12 protein-coding genes, 1 tRNA gene, 1 other RNA gene and 1 pseudogene are annotated in these 13,573 nt (G+C 52.8%); 7 read left to right on the top strand and 8 right to left on the bottom strand.

The annotated features are described in order from the left end of the window. Positions 1-24 precede the first annotated feature (24 nt). Positions 25-1,131: an amino acid ABC transporter substrate-binding protein gene (locus tag ABXT50_RS03825; RefSeq protein WP_415273584.1), complete on the bottom strand. Its 1,107-nt coding sequence runs from the start codon at positions 1,129-1,131 to the stop codon at positions 25-27. Positions 1,132-1,295: 164 nt separating this feature from the next. Continuing rightward, the gene (locus ABXT50_RS03820; protein WP_415273583.1) at positions 1,296-1,889 is read right to left on the bottom strand and encodes a thymidine kinase; all 594 of its coding nucleotides are present in this window, start codon (positions 1,887-1,889) and stop codon (positions 1,296-1,298) included. A gap of 168 nt (positions 1,890-2,057) precedes the next feature. On the opposite strand from ABXT50_RS03820, the gene ABXT50_RS03815 reads away from it, so the two are divergent. Further along, positions 2,058-2,507 (top strand): DUF3145 family protein, encoded by a 450-nt coding sequence (locus ABXT50_RS03815; protein ID WP_415273582.1) that lies wholly within the window; start codon positions 2,058-2,060, stop codon positions 2,505-2,507. Here the strand turns inward: ABXT50_RS03815 and ABXT50_RS03810 are convergent. From ABXT50_RS03810 to aceE, 6 genes and pseudogenes are all read right to left on the bottom strand, one after another. Further along, positions 2,504-3,712, bottom strand: a complete 1,209-nt coding sequence (locus tag ABXT50_RS03810; RefSeq protein ID WP_415274804.1) for a beta-ketoacyl-[acyl-carrier-protein] synthase family protein — start codon at positions 3,710-3,712, stop codon at positions 2,504-2,506. The two genes, ABXT50_RS03815 and ABXT50_RS03810, sit on opposite strands and share 4 nt — an antisense overlap. Before the next feature lie 25 nt (positions 3,713-3,737). After that, the gene (locus ABXT50_RS03805) at positions 3,738-3,986 is read right to left on the bottom strand and encodes an acyl carrier protein (protein WP_415273581.1); all 249 of its coding nucleotides are present in this window, start codon (positions 3,984-3,986) and stop codon (positions 3,738-3,740) included. 40 nt (positions 3,987-4,026) lie between these two features. Then, positions 4,027-5,025: a beta-ketoacyl-ACP synthase III gene (locus ABXT50_RS03800; protein WP_415273580.1), complete on the bottom strand. Its 999-nt coding sequence runs from the start codon at positions 5,023-5,025 to the stop codon at positions 4,027-4,029. Further along, positions 5,022-5,921, bottom strand: a complete 900-nt coding sequence (locus tag ABXT50_RS03795) for an ACP S-malonyltransferase (RefSeq protein ID WP_415273579.1) — start codon at positions 5,919-5,921, stop codon at positions 5,022-5,024. Before ABXT50_RS03795 ends, ABXT50_RS03800 begins: the two co-directional genes overlap by 4 nt. Further along, positions 5,918-6,976, bottom strand: coding sequence for a PucR family transcriptional regulator (locus ABXT50_RS03790; protein WP_415274803.1), 1,059 nt, complete (start codon positions 6,974-6,976; stop codon positions 5,918-5,920). The genes ABXT50_RS03795 and ABXT50_RS03790 overlap by 4 nt, the downstream gene beginning before the upstream one ends. Positions 6,977-7,064: 88 nt before the next feature. Further along, positions 7,065-9,787 (bottom strand): annotated as a pseudogene (gene aceE / locus ABXT50_RS03785) (pyruvate dehydrogenase (acetyl-transferring), homodimeric type). A 135-nt stretch (positions 9,788-9,922) separates the two neighbouring features. Between aceE and ABXT50_RS03780 the strand changes: the two are divergent. The 6 genes from ABXT50_RS03780 to rnpB all read left to right on the top strand — a co-directional run bounded on the left by ABXT50_RS03780 (position 9,923) and on the right by rnpB (position 13,568). Next, positions 9,923-10,381, top strand: a complete 459-nt coding sequence (locus ABXT50_RS03780) for a peroxiredoxin (RefSeq protein ID WP_415273578.1) — start codon at positions 9,923-9,925, stop codon at positions 10,379-10,381. 30 nt (positions 10,382-10,411) lie between these two features. Continuing rightward, positions 10,412-10,484, top strand: a tRNA-Val gene (locus ABXT50_RS03775). A 74-nt stretch (positions 10,485-10,558) separates the two neighbouring features. After that, entirely contained in the window at positions 10,559-11,374 is an 816-nt protein-coding gene (locus tag ABXT50_RS03770; RefSeq protein WP_415273577.1) for a Nif3-like dinuclear metal center hexameric protein, read from the top strand. A 29-nt stretch (positions 11,375-11,403) separates the two neighbouring features. Continuing rightward, entirely contained in the window at positions 11,404-12,087 is a 684-nt protein-coding gene (locus tag ABXT50_RS03765; RefSeq protein WP_415273576.1) for a zinc ribbon domain-containing protein, read from the top strand. A gap of 14 nt (positions 12,088-12,101) precedes the next feature. Then, positions 12,102-13,211 carry a histidine phosphatase family protein gene (locus ABXT50_RS03760; protein ID WP_415273575.1) on the top strand — a complete coding sequence of 370 codons (1,110 nt, stop codon included), beginning with the start codon at positions 12,102-12,104 and terminating at the stop codon, positions 13,209-13,211. Positions 13,212-13,225: 14 nt separating this feature from the next. Then, an RNA gene (gene rnpB, locus ABXT50_RS03755) (RNase P RNA component class A) lies at positions 13,226-13,568 on the top strand. The last annotated feature ends 5 nt before the right edge of the window (positions 13,569-13,573 follow it).

Below are 13,573 nucleotides of genomic sequence, written 5' to 3'. Positions count from 1 at the left end.
TGTTGTCGTAATGACGATGTTTATTTAACGGTAAGGAGGTGCGTAGAGAATTCCACCAGCGTTCCACAATGAGTTCAGACCGCGGTCTAGACCCAGTGGGGTTAGGTGACGAGCAAATATCTCTCCGTAGTTTCCGACCTGCTTGACTACTTGGTAGGCAAAGTCGGTAGGTAATGAAAGGTTCGGATCTAGAACAGCCGCTCCGTCGCTACCTGGAACTTCAGCTCCAAGGAAACGAAGTATTCCGACGTCCTCTGTAGTGTCACGAATGCTGTCAACGTTCGCACTGGTGATTCCAAACTCCTCGGCTTGGATTGTAGCCAGTATTGCCCAGTTGACTGCCTGTGCCCAAGCGGTGTCCCCGTCAAGAACTGCTGGCGCCAGTGGCTCCTTTGAGAACACTTCTGGAAGGATCGTTAGAGCTTCACTTCCGTTTGGGTAGGCAGATCGTAGCCCGGTTAGCTGGCTAACATCTGATGACCATCCGTCACACTGACCGGCAAGGAACGCCTCCAGAATTAGGTCGGTCTCATCGAAGGAACGGATTTCCCAATCTAGACCTAGGCGAGACGACTCAAGAGCAGCGTTGCCCTCAGTAGTTGTGCCCTTGGCTACACAGATGATTGCCCCATCCATGGCCGCAATCGTGTTGTAACCGCTGTCCGAGGTAACCATCATTCCCTGGCCGTCGTAGAAGGTTGGCTGTAGGAAGTTTGCACCCTCGCTACCATCCCGCGTCGCAGTCCAAGTGGTGTTTCGGACTAGAACGTCTATTGCGCCGCTCTGAAGGGCTGTGAAGCGGTCTGCAGTCTCTAGGTCGATCATTTCAACTGCAGTGGCATCTCCAAGGACGGCTGCGGCAATTACGCGACAGAAGTCCGAATCGAATCCAACGTGCTCACCGGCGTCGTTAAGAACCGCAAAACCCGGAAGGGCATCGCGAGTTCCACAACGCACTGAGCCTGCAGCGATAACGCTGTCTAGCAGTGAACCTGCCGCCTCAGTAGTAGTGGTAGTAGTTGTCTCTGTTGCAGCGGGCGTGGTTGTTTCACCTTCGGTGCTGGCGCAACCCGCCAAAAATAGTGCCGCAGCTGAAGCAACTGCAAGAACTGATAATGATTTGCTTTTCACGTGTCCTCTTTCATGGAGAAACATCTCACTCCGAAAGTTCTTCGAGAGCGGCACGAACCAATTGGACGTGTGAGTCCAGACTAGGCCTGTTGGTGAAAAGCAGCTGTCGATGATGGGTGATTGTTACGCATCGCTGGTCTGATTGTTACATAACCGTTACAGACCTAGAGGGTTTTCTCCAGGTAACAGTTTGCACAAAGTGACTCATAGGTCACCTGGTCGCCGTCAATGGCGACTTGCTCACCATCGAAGATGAAGACTCCATTTAGGAGTCGCCCATTGAACATTGCCTTGCGACCGCAGCGGCAAATAGTCTTCAGTTCTTCAAGGCTGTGCGAAATCTCAAGAAGCCTTTTGCTCCCGGGGAAGCTCAGCGTTTTAAAATCCGTCCGAATTCCGTAGGCCAAGACGGGGACTCCATCAAGGACAGCAATCTCAAGACATTGGTCTACTTGTTCTGGAGAGAGGAATTGGGCCTCATCCAACAGCAGGCAAGCGATTTGCTTGTCTTCAGCTTGTCTCAGAGATTCCGCTTCGCTTGCAAATTTTTCTCGCAGGTTCTGCGACGGGGTGATCAGGAAATCAACGTCTCTAGAGACACCCAGTCTGCTGACTATGGACTTATCGCCCTTGGAGTCTACGGATGGCTTGGCAATTAGGACGTGTTGAGATCGTTCTTCGTAGTTGTAGGCAGCCTGAAGCAGGGCGGTGGATTTGCCTGAATTCATGGCACCGTAGCGAAAGTAGAGTTTGCTCATAATCCGACAAATATAACCCGCTGGAGACTGCGTGGGCTCGCTCTCTTGAGTGTGGCTCAAAAACATTTTGACTTTTCTAGGGCTCGAGGTTTATCCTCAAAGCAACGATTCAGGACATTGGGGAAGATGTTTATCTGAATCGGAGGTTGAAAACTGGACACCTGTCTGTTGTGGGTTCTTTCTTGCCCACAAGATAAGTGCAAGGGTGTAAATGAACTCCTTGCAAGTTTTTCTGCGTCCAGGACCTGGCTTGCCCAGCCGGCCTTACCTTCGACCTATCAACTCCAAACAAGCCTTAAAGGCCCCACAGGACTATGTTCTGATTTGGCATCTGAATTATCCAAGCGGGGCATCATCTGTGAAATCGAGTGCCGAGACTCGGAAAATGAGCTCTACTTAGTCCATCCGAGGCTGGGGATTCATCGTCAGAGCGTCGACTTAGCGGGAGAGCCGGTCATAAGGCTCGGGCAGATCCACAGTTTTATTTCTCGGTCTCAGGGAAATATGGCCGAATTTGAAAGGCTCATCAGGGTTGCCGAGGGACAAGCTTGGTTTGATTTGTTCGAGCCTCTGAGGGTGGCGCCTGAGGGCGTGAGATTGTTGCCTAGGGCCGTCTAGATGTTGCGAAATGCCAGAACCGCGTTGTGACCACCAAAGCCGAAGCTGTTGGATATTGCTATTGCTTCTGGCCTTTGTAAACGCGTGATAACCCTGGGAACATTCAGTGGAATGGCTGGATCCTGGTCATCAAGATTAATTGTCGGAGGAACCTGTTGTTGCTTCAGCGCCAAAATCGTAAAGATGGCCTCGATTGCTCCGGCTCCGCCAAGCAGGTGACCGGTGGATGCCTTGGTGGCGGCTATGACTAGGTTTTCCGTGTGTGCTCCAAAAACTCTATGTATAGCCGTGTACTCGGCAATGTCCCCGACTGGCGTAGATGTTGCGTGTGCATTTACGTGTTCGACATCTGAAATTGACGCGTCTGCTTGTTTCAAAGCGTCTAACATTGCTCTCGCCGCGCCAGCACCTTCGGGATCCGGCGCCGTGATGTGATAAGAATCACTTGTGACCGAGCCGCCGACAATCTCACAATAGATCTTCGCACCGCGAGACTTGGCGGACTCCAAAGACTCAAGAACTAAAGCGCCTGCCCCTTCTCCCATCACGAATCCATCTCGGTCAGTGTCGTAGGGCCTGGATGCTGCCGAAGGCGAGTCGTTTTTTCTACTCAGCGCATGCATCGCGGCGAAGGCCGCTATCGGGAGCGGATGGATCGCTGCTTCAGCACCGCCGGCAACTACCACATCGGCTTCGCCTCGCTGAATTCTATGGAAGGCGTTGGCTATCGCTTCGTTTCCGGATGCACAGGCGCTCACTGCAGTCCTGGCCCCACCCTTGGCGCTAAGCGCCATTCCTATTGCTGCCGCCGGTCCGTTTGGCATAAGCATGGGAACGGTCATGGGCAGTACGCGTCTCGGACCGCGCTCTTGGAGAGTGCTCCACGCGTCCAGCAGAGTCTGTACTCCGCCAATGCCGGTTGCAAAGTCGACTGCCAGTCGTTCCGGGTCCACTTCTGGTTCTCCAGCGTCTGCCCAGGCTTCCCTAGCTGAAATCAATGCAAATTGGCTGGAGGGATCCAGTCGTTTTGCCTCTTGTGGGCTGAGAACAGTGCTGGCAGCTACCATCGCTTGGCCGGCGAATGTAACCGGCAATTCGTATTTGGCAACCCAGTCCTGCTCCAGCGTGGTTACGCCACTTTTTCCCTGCAAGAGCGCTTCCCAGGTAGCCATGGCGTCACCAGCAAGGGGAGTGGTCGCCCCCATGCCTGTAACAACTACGCGACGCACGTTAGTCTTGGTTCGCCGTTATGTAGCTCACTGCGTCGCCCACAGTTATTAGGTTCTTTACTTCTTCGTCTGGGATTTTTACGCTGAACTTGTCTTCGGCGTTGACCACGATAGTCATCATTGAAATCGAATCGATATCTAAATCATCGGTGAATGACTTCTCCATTTGTACAGCCTCTGCTGCGATGCCAGTTTCGTCGTTGACGAGCTCGGCTAGTCCAGCTAGTACCTCTTGCTGTGTATGTGCCATGTGGGTTTCTCCTAATTGTTTCGTTAGTAACTGACTTATCTTATGGGAGCTCTACAACTTGGGCCGCGAAGGTGAGCCCCGCGCCGAAACCAATTTGTAGCGCATACCCACCGCTTGCTACCTTTTTTTCCTCGAGAATACGATGCATCGCTAGCGGAACGGACGCTGCTGAAGTGTTTCCAGTCTCCACAATGTCCTTGGCTATGACAACGGTATCTGGAAGCTTCATCTGTTTTGCAAACTCGTCTATGATTCGCAAGTTAGCTTGGTGCATAACCAAGGCGCTTAGATCGCTGACTTCAATGCCTGCGGCCTCAAGTGCTTGCTTTGCTACTTTCGACATTTCCCAAACTGCCCATCGGAATACAGTCTGCCCCTCTTGCGTGAGAGTCGGCCACGTGGTTTTGCCGTCGCGGAAATCCAGGATGGACCCGGTCATGCCGACCTTGTCCCAGCTCGAGCCGTCAGCGCCCCAGATTGTCCTTGAGATTCCAGGATGGTCACTGGCGCCAACTATTGCGGCGCCAGCGCCGTCGCCCAGAAGGAAGCTTATAGTTCGGTCAGTTGGGGAGATAAAGTCTGAAAGCTTTTCGGCTCCAACCACCAAAACGTATTTGCACAACCCAGAACGAACTAGTGCATCGGCCTGCGCAATGCCGTAGCAGTAACCTGCGCAAGCGGCGGAGATGTCATAGGCCGCGGCATCGTGAGCGCCAACTAGTTCAGATAGCAGTGAAGCCCCAGATGGAGTTTGATAAGGAAACGAAATTGTGGCCAGGATTACCGCGCCGATTTCGCTTGGCTTAACGCCGGATTTGGCTATTGCCTCTTTTGAGGCCTCCACAGCCAAGTCCATCAGGGACTGATCTTCGGCTGCTCTGGTCCTTGTTGATACTCCGGTCCGCTGTCTTATCCACTCGTCCGAAGAGTCAATTGGGCCGGCTATGTCGTCGTTGGTTACAACCTGATTTCCTCTTGCGGCCCCCAGCGCATAAATGCGGCTGTGAGCAACTGGAATGGATTCTTGAAGCTGTTTCATTTAATAACCCTCTCGAAATCAGTTGGCATCTTCAAGGCTATCGGGTTCGCATTGGCGACCGATCGCTTTACAAGTCCGGTAAGAGCTCCGGCGGGAGGAAGCTCGATAAAATCAAATTGCTCTTCTGGCAGGCTGGCCATGCACAAGTCCCACCGGACGGGTGATGTTACTTGGCTTACCAGCGAGCTAAGAAAGCTTTGTCCGCTGTTGCAAATCTGACCATCCACGTTGCTCCAAAGCTGCATGATCGGATCCAATACTTCGACTTCTTTGACTGCCTCAGCCAACTCGTGGCGCGCAGTGTCCATGTAGTGAGTATGGAAGGCTCCCGCCACCTTGAGCTCAATGACTCTAGATTTGACCGGTGGCGAGGCAATTAGCGCAGCGATCTGGCTCTTCTCGCCCGCAGCCACTAGCTGGCCTGCTCCATTATGGTTTGCTATCTGAAGTCCCATTTCAGCCACTGTCAGTGCCACTTCGGAAGGGTCCCCACCGAGAATTGCGGCCATGCTGGTTGGATGCTCGGCGGCGGCATTTGCCATCGCATTTGCTCGGATTACCACAAGTCGCATTGCGTCCGAGTCCGATATCACTCCAGCTATTGCGGCAGCCGCAAATTCGCCAACAGAGTGACCGAGTACCCCTCTTACGGAGGTGGTAACAAACAATGTCCGATAGGCCGCAATTGAAGACGCCACGATAAGCGGCTGGGCGATTGCCGTGTTTTTAATCTGGGCATCGTCCGCTGTGGTTCCCAGGCTGACCAGGTCAAGGCCGCTGGCCGATGAAAGTTTTTCCAACTCGGACCGGAAGCCCTGGACTTCCGTAAGCCACGAGCCGAGAAAACCGGCTGTCTGGGACCCTTGACCAGGGCAGGCGACAATCGACAACGTCATCTTCTAACTCCCGATTCGCTATCGCTTATGGCCCCTAGCGCGAGGGCTATTTGTAGCATGAAGGCGGATCTAGGGTCAGTTGGGTCTTCAATAATAATTTCCTGTACTCGTTTTAGTCGATATCTAACTGTGTTTGCGTGAACAAATAGCTGTTTGGAGGTTGCTTCCAAAGATCTACCGCACTCAAGATAGGCCCGGAGAGTAGAAAGTAAGTCAGATTGAGAATCTGCAAGTGGAGTGTAGTACTTATCCAACATCGACTGCTTAGCTAAAGAGTCTCCCGCTAGGGCTCTTTCGGGCAGGAGTTTGTCGGCCGGGATTGGGCGCGTGCTTGCGCCGACAGTTGGGGCGACGGCGAGGGCTGAAAGAGCAGCCTTAGCCGACTTTGAAGCATCGGAAACGCTCAGGACCGTTGGTCCTAGCACAAGCGGACCGGCCCCAAAGTACTGCTCTAGCGCCCCAGCCGTCTCGTATATTTTCGTTTCTGCATCCTTAGTTGGCTCCATGAGTCCAACTACAACGACTTGCCTTCTACCTTGAATTCCAACTAGCACGTCGGCGGAGAGTTTCCTGGCTGTCTTGCGCACGCCATCGGGGTCTTCGCTTAATGGGGTGGAACCGAGAAGTACTGCTACTGCCCCGTCCGCCTGCCAGCCAAGCGCAGCGACGCGTGAGCTAATTTCCTGGGATGTCTCACCGCTAATAATCGAATCGACTACTAATGCTTCGAGTCTGGCATCCCAGAGTCCGCGGGCCTCGGCAGCACGTGCGTATACGTCCGCGGCGCTGAAGGCCAAGTCTCTTGAGTATTTCAGAACCGCGTTATGAAGATCAGGGTGTTCTTTAAGGACGGTTTCCTCAACCATCTCCACTACAACTTGAATGACTTGGAGGGTTTCCTGGAGCGAAATTGACCGTAGAAGTTCTCTTGGAGCACTACCAAATACATCGGCAGCTACCCATGGCTGGGCCTTCGGATCTTTGTACCAACTGATAAAGCTGGTGATACCCGTTTGGGCGACACTGCCTATAGCCGCCCTTCGGACCGGCGGCATGTTTCGATACCAAGGCAGGGTCTCGTCGAGCCGAATCAGCGTCGCAGTGGCTAACTCTCCGGCTATGGAGTTCAGCCACGCAAGATGCTTAGGAGTCTCCACCGGCTGTCCCGCTTGTTCCTGCCGCAACGTCGTGCAACCGATACTTGTCAATCGCTAGCTGAGGAACTGATGGGTCAATTTTCTGCTCGGCAACTAACTGCTCCAGCACTCTAACTGCGATCGAGGGGCCGTCAATTTTGAAGTACCTTCGTGCGGCAGCTCTGGTATCGGAGAATCCAAAGCCGTCGGCTCCTAGGGTGGCGTAGTCTCCAGAAATCCAAGGTCTGATCATGTCTGCCACCGAGTGCATGAAGTCGCTGACTCCAAGGGTTGGGCCTTCGGAGTCAGCCAGCTTGCCTGTCAGGTACGGCATCGTTAGGTCTTGGTTCGGGTACAGGAATCTTTTTTCATCTGAAGCAAGTCCGTCTTTTCGAAGCTCAGTCCAGCTGGTAACCGACCAAACATCGGCGGAGACACCCCACTCGAGCAACAGCTGTTGCGCCTCAAGTGCCCATGGAATGGCGACTCCGGATGCAAGAATCTTTGCCTTGTGACCTGATGCTGCGTTCTTGCCCACGAGGTGTATCCCTCTAACTATCCCGTCAACATCAACGTCCTCAGGCTCTGCTGGCTGCAGTGCAGGTTCGTTGTAGACGGTGAGGTAATACATGACGTTTGGATCCGGGTGTTCGCCACCGTACATGCGCTCGATTCCAGTTCGAACTATGTGCCCGATTTCATAGCCGTAGGCAGGATCGTAGCTAACAACGGCGGGGTTCGTGCTTGCCAATACAGGGGAGTGACCATCGGCATGTTGTAGGCCTTCTCCGGTCAGAGTTGTTCGCCCGGCAGTGGCCCCTATCAAGAAGCCTCTGGTCATCTGATCGCCGGCTAGCCACATGGCGTCCGCTGTTCGTTGGAATCCAAACATTGAGTAAAAGACGTAGAACGGAATAATAGGTTGCCCATGGGTCGAGTAACTGGAACCAGCCGCGGTAAATGCGGCAAGCGAGCCCGCCTCATTGATTCCGGTGTGAAGTATCTGTCCGTTGGTCGCCTCTTTGTAGCTCAAGAGTTGCTCTCGGTCGACTGATAGATAATTCTGACCGTTTGGATTGTAAATCTTTGCTGTCGGGAAGAAGGCGTCCATTCCAAAAGTTCGGGCCTCGTCCGGGATGATCATGGATATACGCTCGCCGAAGCCTTCAGATTTGAGAAGATCCTTGAGCATCCTTACGAAGGACATAGTGGTAGCTATTTCTTGGCTGCCGGACCCCTTGCGAGGTGAGGCATATGCCTTATCGGTAGGAAGTTCGAAGTTTACGTACTTACTTCTTCGTTCAGGAAGGTAACCTCCAAGCTCTTTTCGACGCTCGTGCATGTACTGAATTTCTGGGGCATCTCTGCCGGGGTGGTAGTAAGGCGGCTGGTATGGATCTGATTCCAGTTGCGCGTCGGTTATTGGTACGCGCATTTCGTCTCGGAAGTCCTTGAGATTCTGGAGACTCAGCTTTTTCATCTGGTGCGTGGCATTGCGACCTTCGAAGCTCTTACCCAGACCATAGCCCTTCACGGTTTTGGTAATTATTACCGTTGGCTGACCTTTGTGCTCTGTCGCGGCCTTGTAGGCGGCATAGATCTTCTTGTAATCGTGTCCTCCGCGCTTCAAGCCCCAAATTTGGTCGTCAGTCATGGCTCCCACCATGCTTGCGGTTCTTGAGTCTCTGCCGAAGAAATTTTCTCTTACGAAGGCTCCGGATTCGGCCTTATAGGTTTGATAATCGCCATCTGGAGTTCGGTTCATCAGATCAACCAGCGCACCGTCAGTGTCTTGCTGTAGTAATGGATCCCATTCTCTGCCCCAGATAACCTTAATTACGTTCCAGCCGGCACCTCGGAAGAAGCTTTCTAGTTCTTGAATTATCTTGCCATTACCTCGAACAGGTCCATCTAGACGCTGCAGGTTAGCGTTCACTACGAACGTCAGATTATCGAGGCTGTCATTTGCAGCAAGCTGCAAGGCGCCTCTAGATTCAACCTCGTCGAGCTCCCCGTCACCCAGGAATGCCCAAACGTGCTGTTCGCTGGTGTCCTTGAAGCCACGTCCTTGGAGGTAGCGGTTGAATTGCGCTTGGTAAATCGCATTGATAGGCCCGAGCCCCATTGACACTGTCGGGAATTCCCAGAATTCTGGGAGCAGCCTTGGGTGTGGGTATGAGGGCAGCCCACCTCCGGTTCGAGACTTCTCTTGCCGGAACGCATCCAATTTTTCCGCACTAAGTCTGTCTTCCAAGTACGCCCGAGCGTATGGGCCAGGTGATGCGTGACCCTGGATGAAAATTTGATCCGCCCCGGCCGGGTGGTCATGACCTTTGAAGAAATGGTTAAACCTACTTCGTAGAGCGAAGCGCTCGAAGCAAATGATGAGATGTGACCGCCGACGGCTATACCGGGTCGCTGAGCTCGGTGTACCATGATGGCCGAGTTCCAGCGCATCCAAGCACGATAGGTGCGCTCTATTTGCTCGTCGCCAGGGAAGTCCGGCTCGTCCTCGGGGGAAATGGTGTTTATGTAATCGGTAGTAGGGACCAGGGGAACATTCAGTTGAAGATCGTGCGATCTACGCAACAGCGACTGCATAATTTCTCTTGCGCGACCACGACCGTGGGCTTTCGCAAGTGCGTCCAGTGATTCGAGCCATTCCGCTGTCTCTTGTGGATCGCGGTCCGGGGATGGCGGGACGTATGCATCTTGGTTGTTGTGCGACACTGAAGCCTCTTTTCGTGGCCTGGGTTCCTTGTGCTCTTGTGTGAGCCTCTAAAGTCTACATAGGACTTAGAAATCTGTCCGACACCCTGTCGGTTTTTCAGGGTCGATTAGGTCGAAAAAGTAAAGGGAGAATAAATGACAATTTCCGTCGGAGACAAAGCCCCAGATTTCTCTCTCACCAATCAGTTCGGTGAGGTCGTAAAGCTAAGCGATTTTGAGGGTAAAAAGCCGGTAGTCCTCGTTTTTTATCCACTATCTTTTTCCGGCACTTGCACCGAAGAGCTCTGTGAGCTCAGAGACAACTTATCCACTTTCGAATCGGCCGAGGTCGAGTTGCTGGCCATCTCAGTTGACAACAAGTTCACTCAAGCAAAGTTCGCCGAAGATCAGGGGTATGGGTTCCAGCTATTGGCAGACTTCTGGCCGCATGGTTTTGTCACCCAGCTGTACGACGTATTTCTTGAGGACCGCGGACATGCCACTCGAGGCACCTTTGTGATCTCAAAATCCGGCGAGCTGGTGGCGAAGTTCATCACCTCACCAGGGGAGCCAAGAGATCTTGAATCCTACAAAAAGGCACTTGAGCTTCTATAAGCTCACCGATTGGTAGTAAGATTTCGCGAGGGGCCTTTAGCTCAGTTGGTAGAGCGCCACGTTTACACCGTGGATGTCATCGGTTCGAGCCCGGTAGGGCCCACTCGAACGGCTTAGTCGCGATTTAGCGAGTCTAAGAGCCAGAAATGCGGCACAAATCACGAAACACTAATTTGATTGGCTGAAGACATGGAAAAGTTATCCTCTCTTGTCAACCACTTCAATTCGCTTTGGCCGGAATCCGAAATTGCTGACTGGGACAGGTCCGGGTTGATGATTGGGGATCTTTCTTCTGAGGTCCACACGGTCGTTCTAAGTGTGGATGTGACAATCGATGTTCTTGCACATGCCAAGGACCTTGGTGCGAACCTTATTTTGTCGCATCACCCGATGTTCTTACGGGGCACGCATACTCTTCGTGAGGATACGGCAAAGGGCTCAGAGGCAGCATTTGCCATCAAGAATGACCTTGCAGTTTTTTCGGCTCACACCAACGCCGATTTTGTCCCTAACGGCGTCTCGCAGACCTTAGCGAAGGCTCTTGGCTTGGGTTCATTAGGTTTCCTAGATGCTGAAACTAAGCAGGGGGTTATTGGAACCCTAGAAAAACCAACTTCGCTATTGGACTTTGCCCGAGCGGCAGCCAAAGTGCTTCCCTCAGTAGCGCAGGGCCTTAGGGTCGCGGGGGACCCTAATCGAACGATTGCCAAAGTTGGCTTGGTTGCTGGAGCGGGCGACAGCTATCTAAACCTTGCGCACGAGGCCAATCTTGATCTTTTCATCACCTCTGATCTAAGACATCACCCGTCCCAAGATTTTGTCGAGCAGACCAAGTTGACAAATGGCCCCGCGCTTATGGACATCGCCCACTGGGCGGCGGAGTGGTTGTGGCTAGAGGTGGCTCAACAGCAGCTCAGTGATAAGTTTGAATCTGTTAGCTTTATCGTCAGTGATTTGTCGACCGACCCTTGGAATTTTGTGGTGATGCAGTGAAAATAGACCCGAGGCAACTCCCGGTCCTGATGATTTTTAATCAGCAGGTATTTCAAATTCGTAAGCTCGAAGCCCAAGCCTCAAAGATTGCTGCAGGCGAAGAGTCTGAGAGCATACGCGAAGCACTTTTGCTGTTGAGCTCTCAAGCAAGCCAGATGCTCAGTAACCATGAAGAAATAGAACGAGACCTACGCCGCTCAGAGGGCGATCTTGAGCTAGTCGAAGCTCGAATTGCTAGAGACGAGCAGCGACTGACTCAATCCGCGGATACTAGAACGATTACGGGCATCCAGCACGAGCTAGTGACACTTGGAAAACGCAAGGGCGAGCTGGAGGAGGCTCAACTGCTGCAGATGGAGCGTGTGGAAGATTCGAAGGCCGTGCAGACTGAAACTCAGGTGAGCCGCGAAGCGCTTCAGGAAGACTTGAAGATGGCGACTGACGACGCGAATAGATCTTTGGCAAGAGTGACCCTCGAGCTTTCAGAACTTAGGGGGTTGACGGAAAAAAACCGCTCTTCGATAGATTCCGGTCTTGTAGAGCTGTTTGAAAAGTTAAGTAAGCGAGGATCTGCCATTGGGTCACTGCGTGGATCGACCTGCGGGGCTTGCAACATGAATTTGACCTCAACGGCCCTTGGTGCGATTCGCGCAATCGCGCATGATGAGCTTGCAATCTGCCCGGAGTGCAGCGCAATCTTGGTGCGAGAGTGACCTGAGGCTCCACAATGATCTTTGTTTACTGCGATGGAGCGTCAAGGGGAAACCCTGGACCAGCATCTTATGGCGTCCACATTCAGGATCATGCTGGTAACGCAATTGCTGATTTCGGCGAGGGCTTAGGAAGCCAGACAAATAACTATGCCGAGTATCAGGGTGTAATTGCCGCACTCAGGTTTCTAACTACCACTGAGCACCGGTTGGTAACCATCAGACTTGATTCTAAATTAGTCGTCGAACAGCTCAGTGGTCGCTGGAAAGTCAAGAGCCCGGAGATTAGGGAATTGGTTTTCGAGGCTAGTCAATTATTGGGGGCCTTTGACGTGAAGCTCGAGTGGATTCCACGTGAAAAGAACACCTTCGCGGATGCCAACGCTAACAGGGCCTTAGACCAGGGGGACTTTCATAGCGAGGAGTCGGCTCTTCCGTTTTCCGCCATTCAGCCAAGAAGCATTCGGGCACCGAGGCAAAAAATAGAACCTACAACGCTTGTAGTCATCAGGCACGGCAGCACGAAGAGCACCTTGGCCAATGTGATCGCGGGGGGCGACGGGGAAGACATAGGACTGAATGAAAAAGGCCTCAAAGAAGCAATGCTTGCAGCCTCAGCCGTTTCGCCCCTGCTGAACTTTTTTGACCTTCCACCCGTATCATCAATAATCAACTCTCCTATGAAGCGGACTACTCAGACTGCCGAGGCCCTTTCTGGCGCTGAAGGGCTAACTGGACTTGCTGATGAGCGGCTAAGGGAGATTGCCTTCGGGGATTGGGATGGCATGTCTATGGACGCAATGGAGATTGAGTCAACCGAGGAAGTTGCAAAGTGGCGCGCTTCGATGAGTCAAAGACCTCCAGGGGGAGAGTCAATACTGGATTTGGAAGAGCGAGTTTCCGAACTAGTGTCTGAGGTTATTCTTTTGAATCAGGGTAATACCGTGGTTTTGGTGACGCACATGATGCCATCTAGGGTTATTGCGAAGTTGGCCCAGCAGTCAGCAGAGTCGAGCTACTGGAACATAAACTTTGCGCCAGGCGGGATAAGTATTTACCGTTTCTTCGGGACCGGTTTCGTCGAAACATTCGCCATCAACTCTTGCGACCATCTGATTCAGGGATAGTCTTGGTGTCGAGATGGGTCGGCTGGACGGTCGCGGCATTGCCGAGGAACGTCCGGGCTCCAAAGAGCACGGTGGTGGGTAACGCCCACCTGGGGTAACCCAAGAGATAGTGCAACAGAAAGTAAACCGCCCCTTAGGGGGTAAGGGTGAAACGGTGGTGTAAGAGACCACCAGCGAATTAGGAGACTAGTTCGGCTAGGTAAACCTCACCGGGAGCAAGACCAAGTAAGAAGACGCTAAGGACTGCTCGTTTAGTCTTCGGGTAGGTCGCTAGAGCCACTTAGCAATTTGTGGCCGAGATAGATGGCCGTCAGTGCTTAGGCATTACAGAACCCGGCGTATCGGCCGACCCATCTCACTTT

Origin of the sequence: Aquiluna sp. Uisw_065 (genome assembly GCF_047731275.1) — a bacterium.
GTDB lineage: Bacteria > Actinomycetota > Actinomycetes > Actinomycetales > Microbacteriaceae > Aquiluna.
The sequence above is the reverse complement of the archived record's forward strand: the minus strand, read 5'-3'. Positions and strand labels throughout refer to the sequence as shown.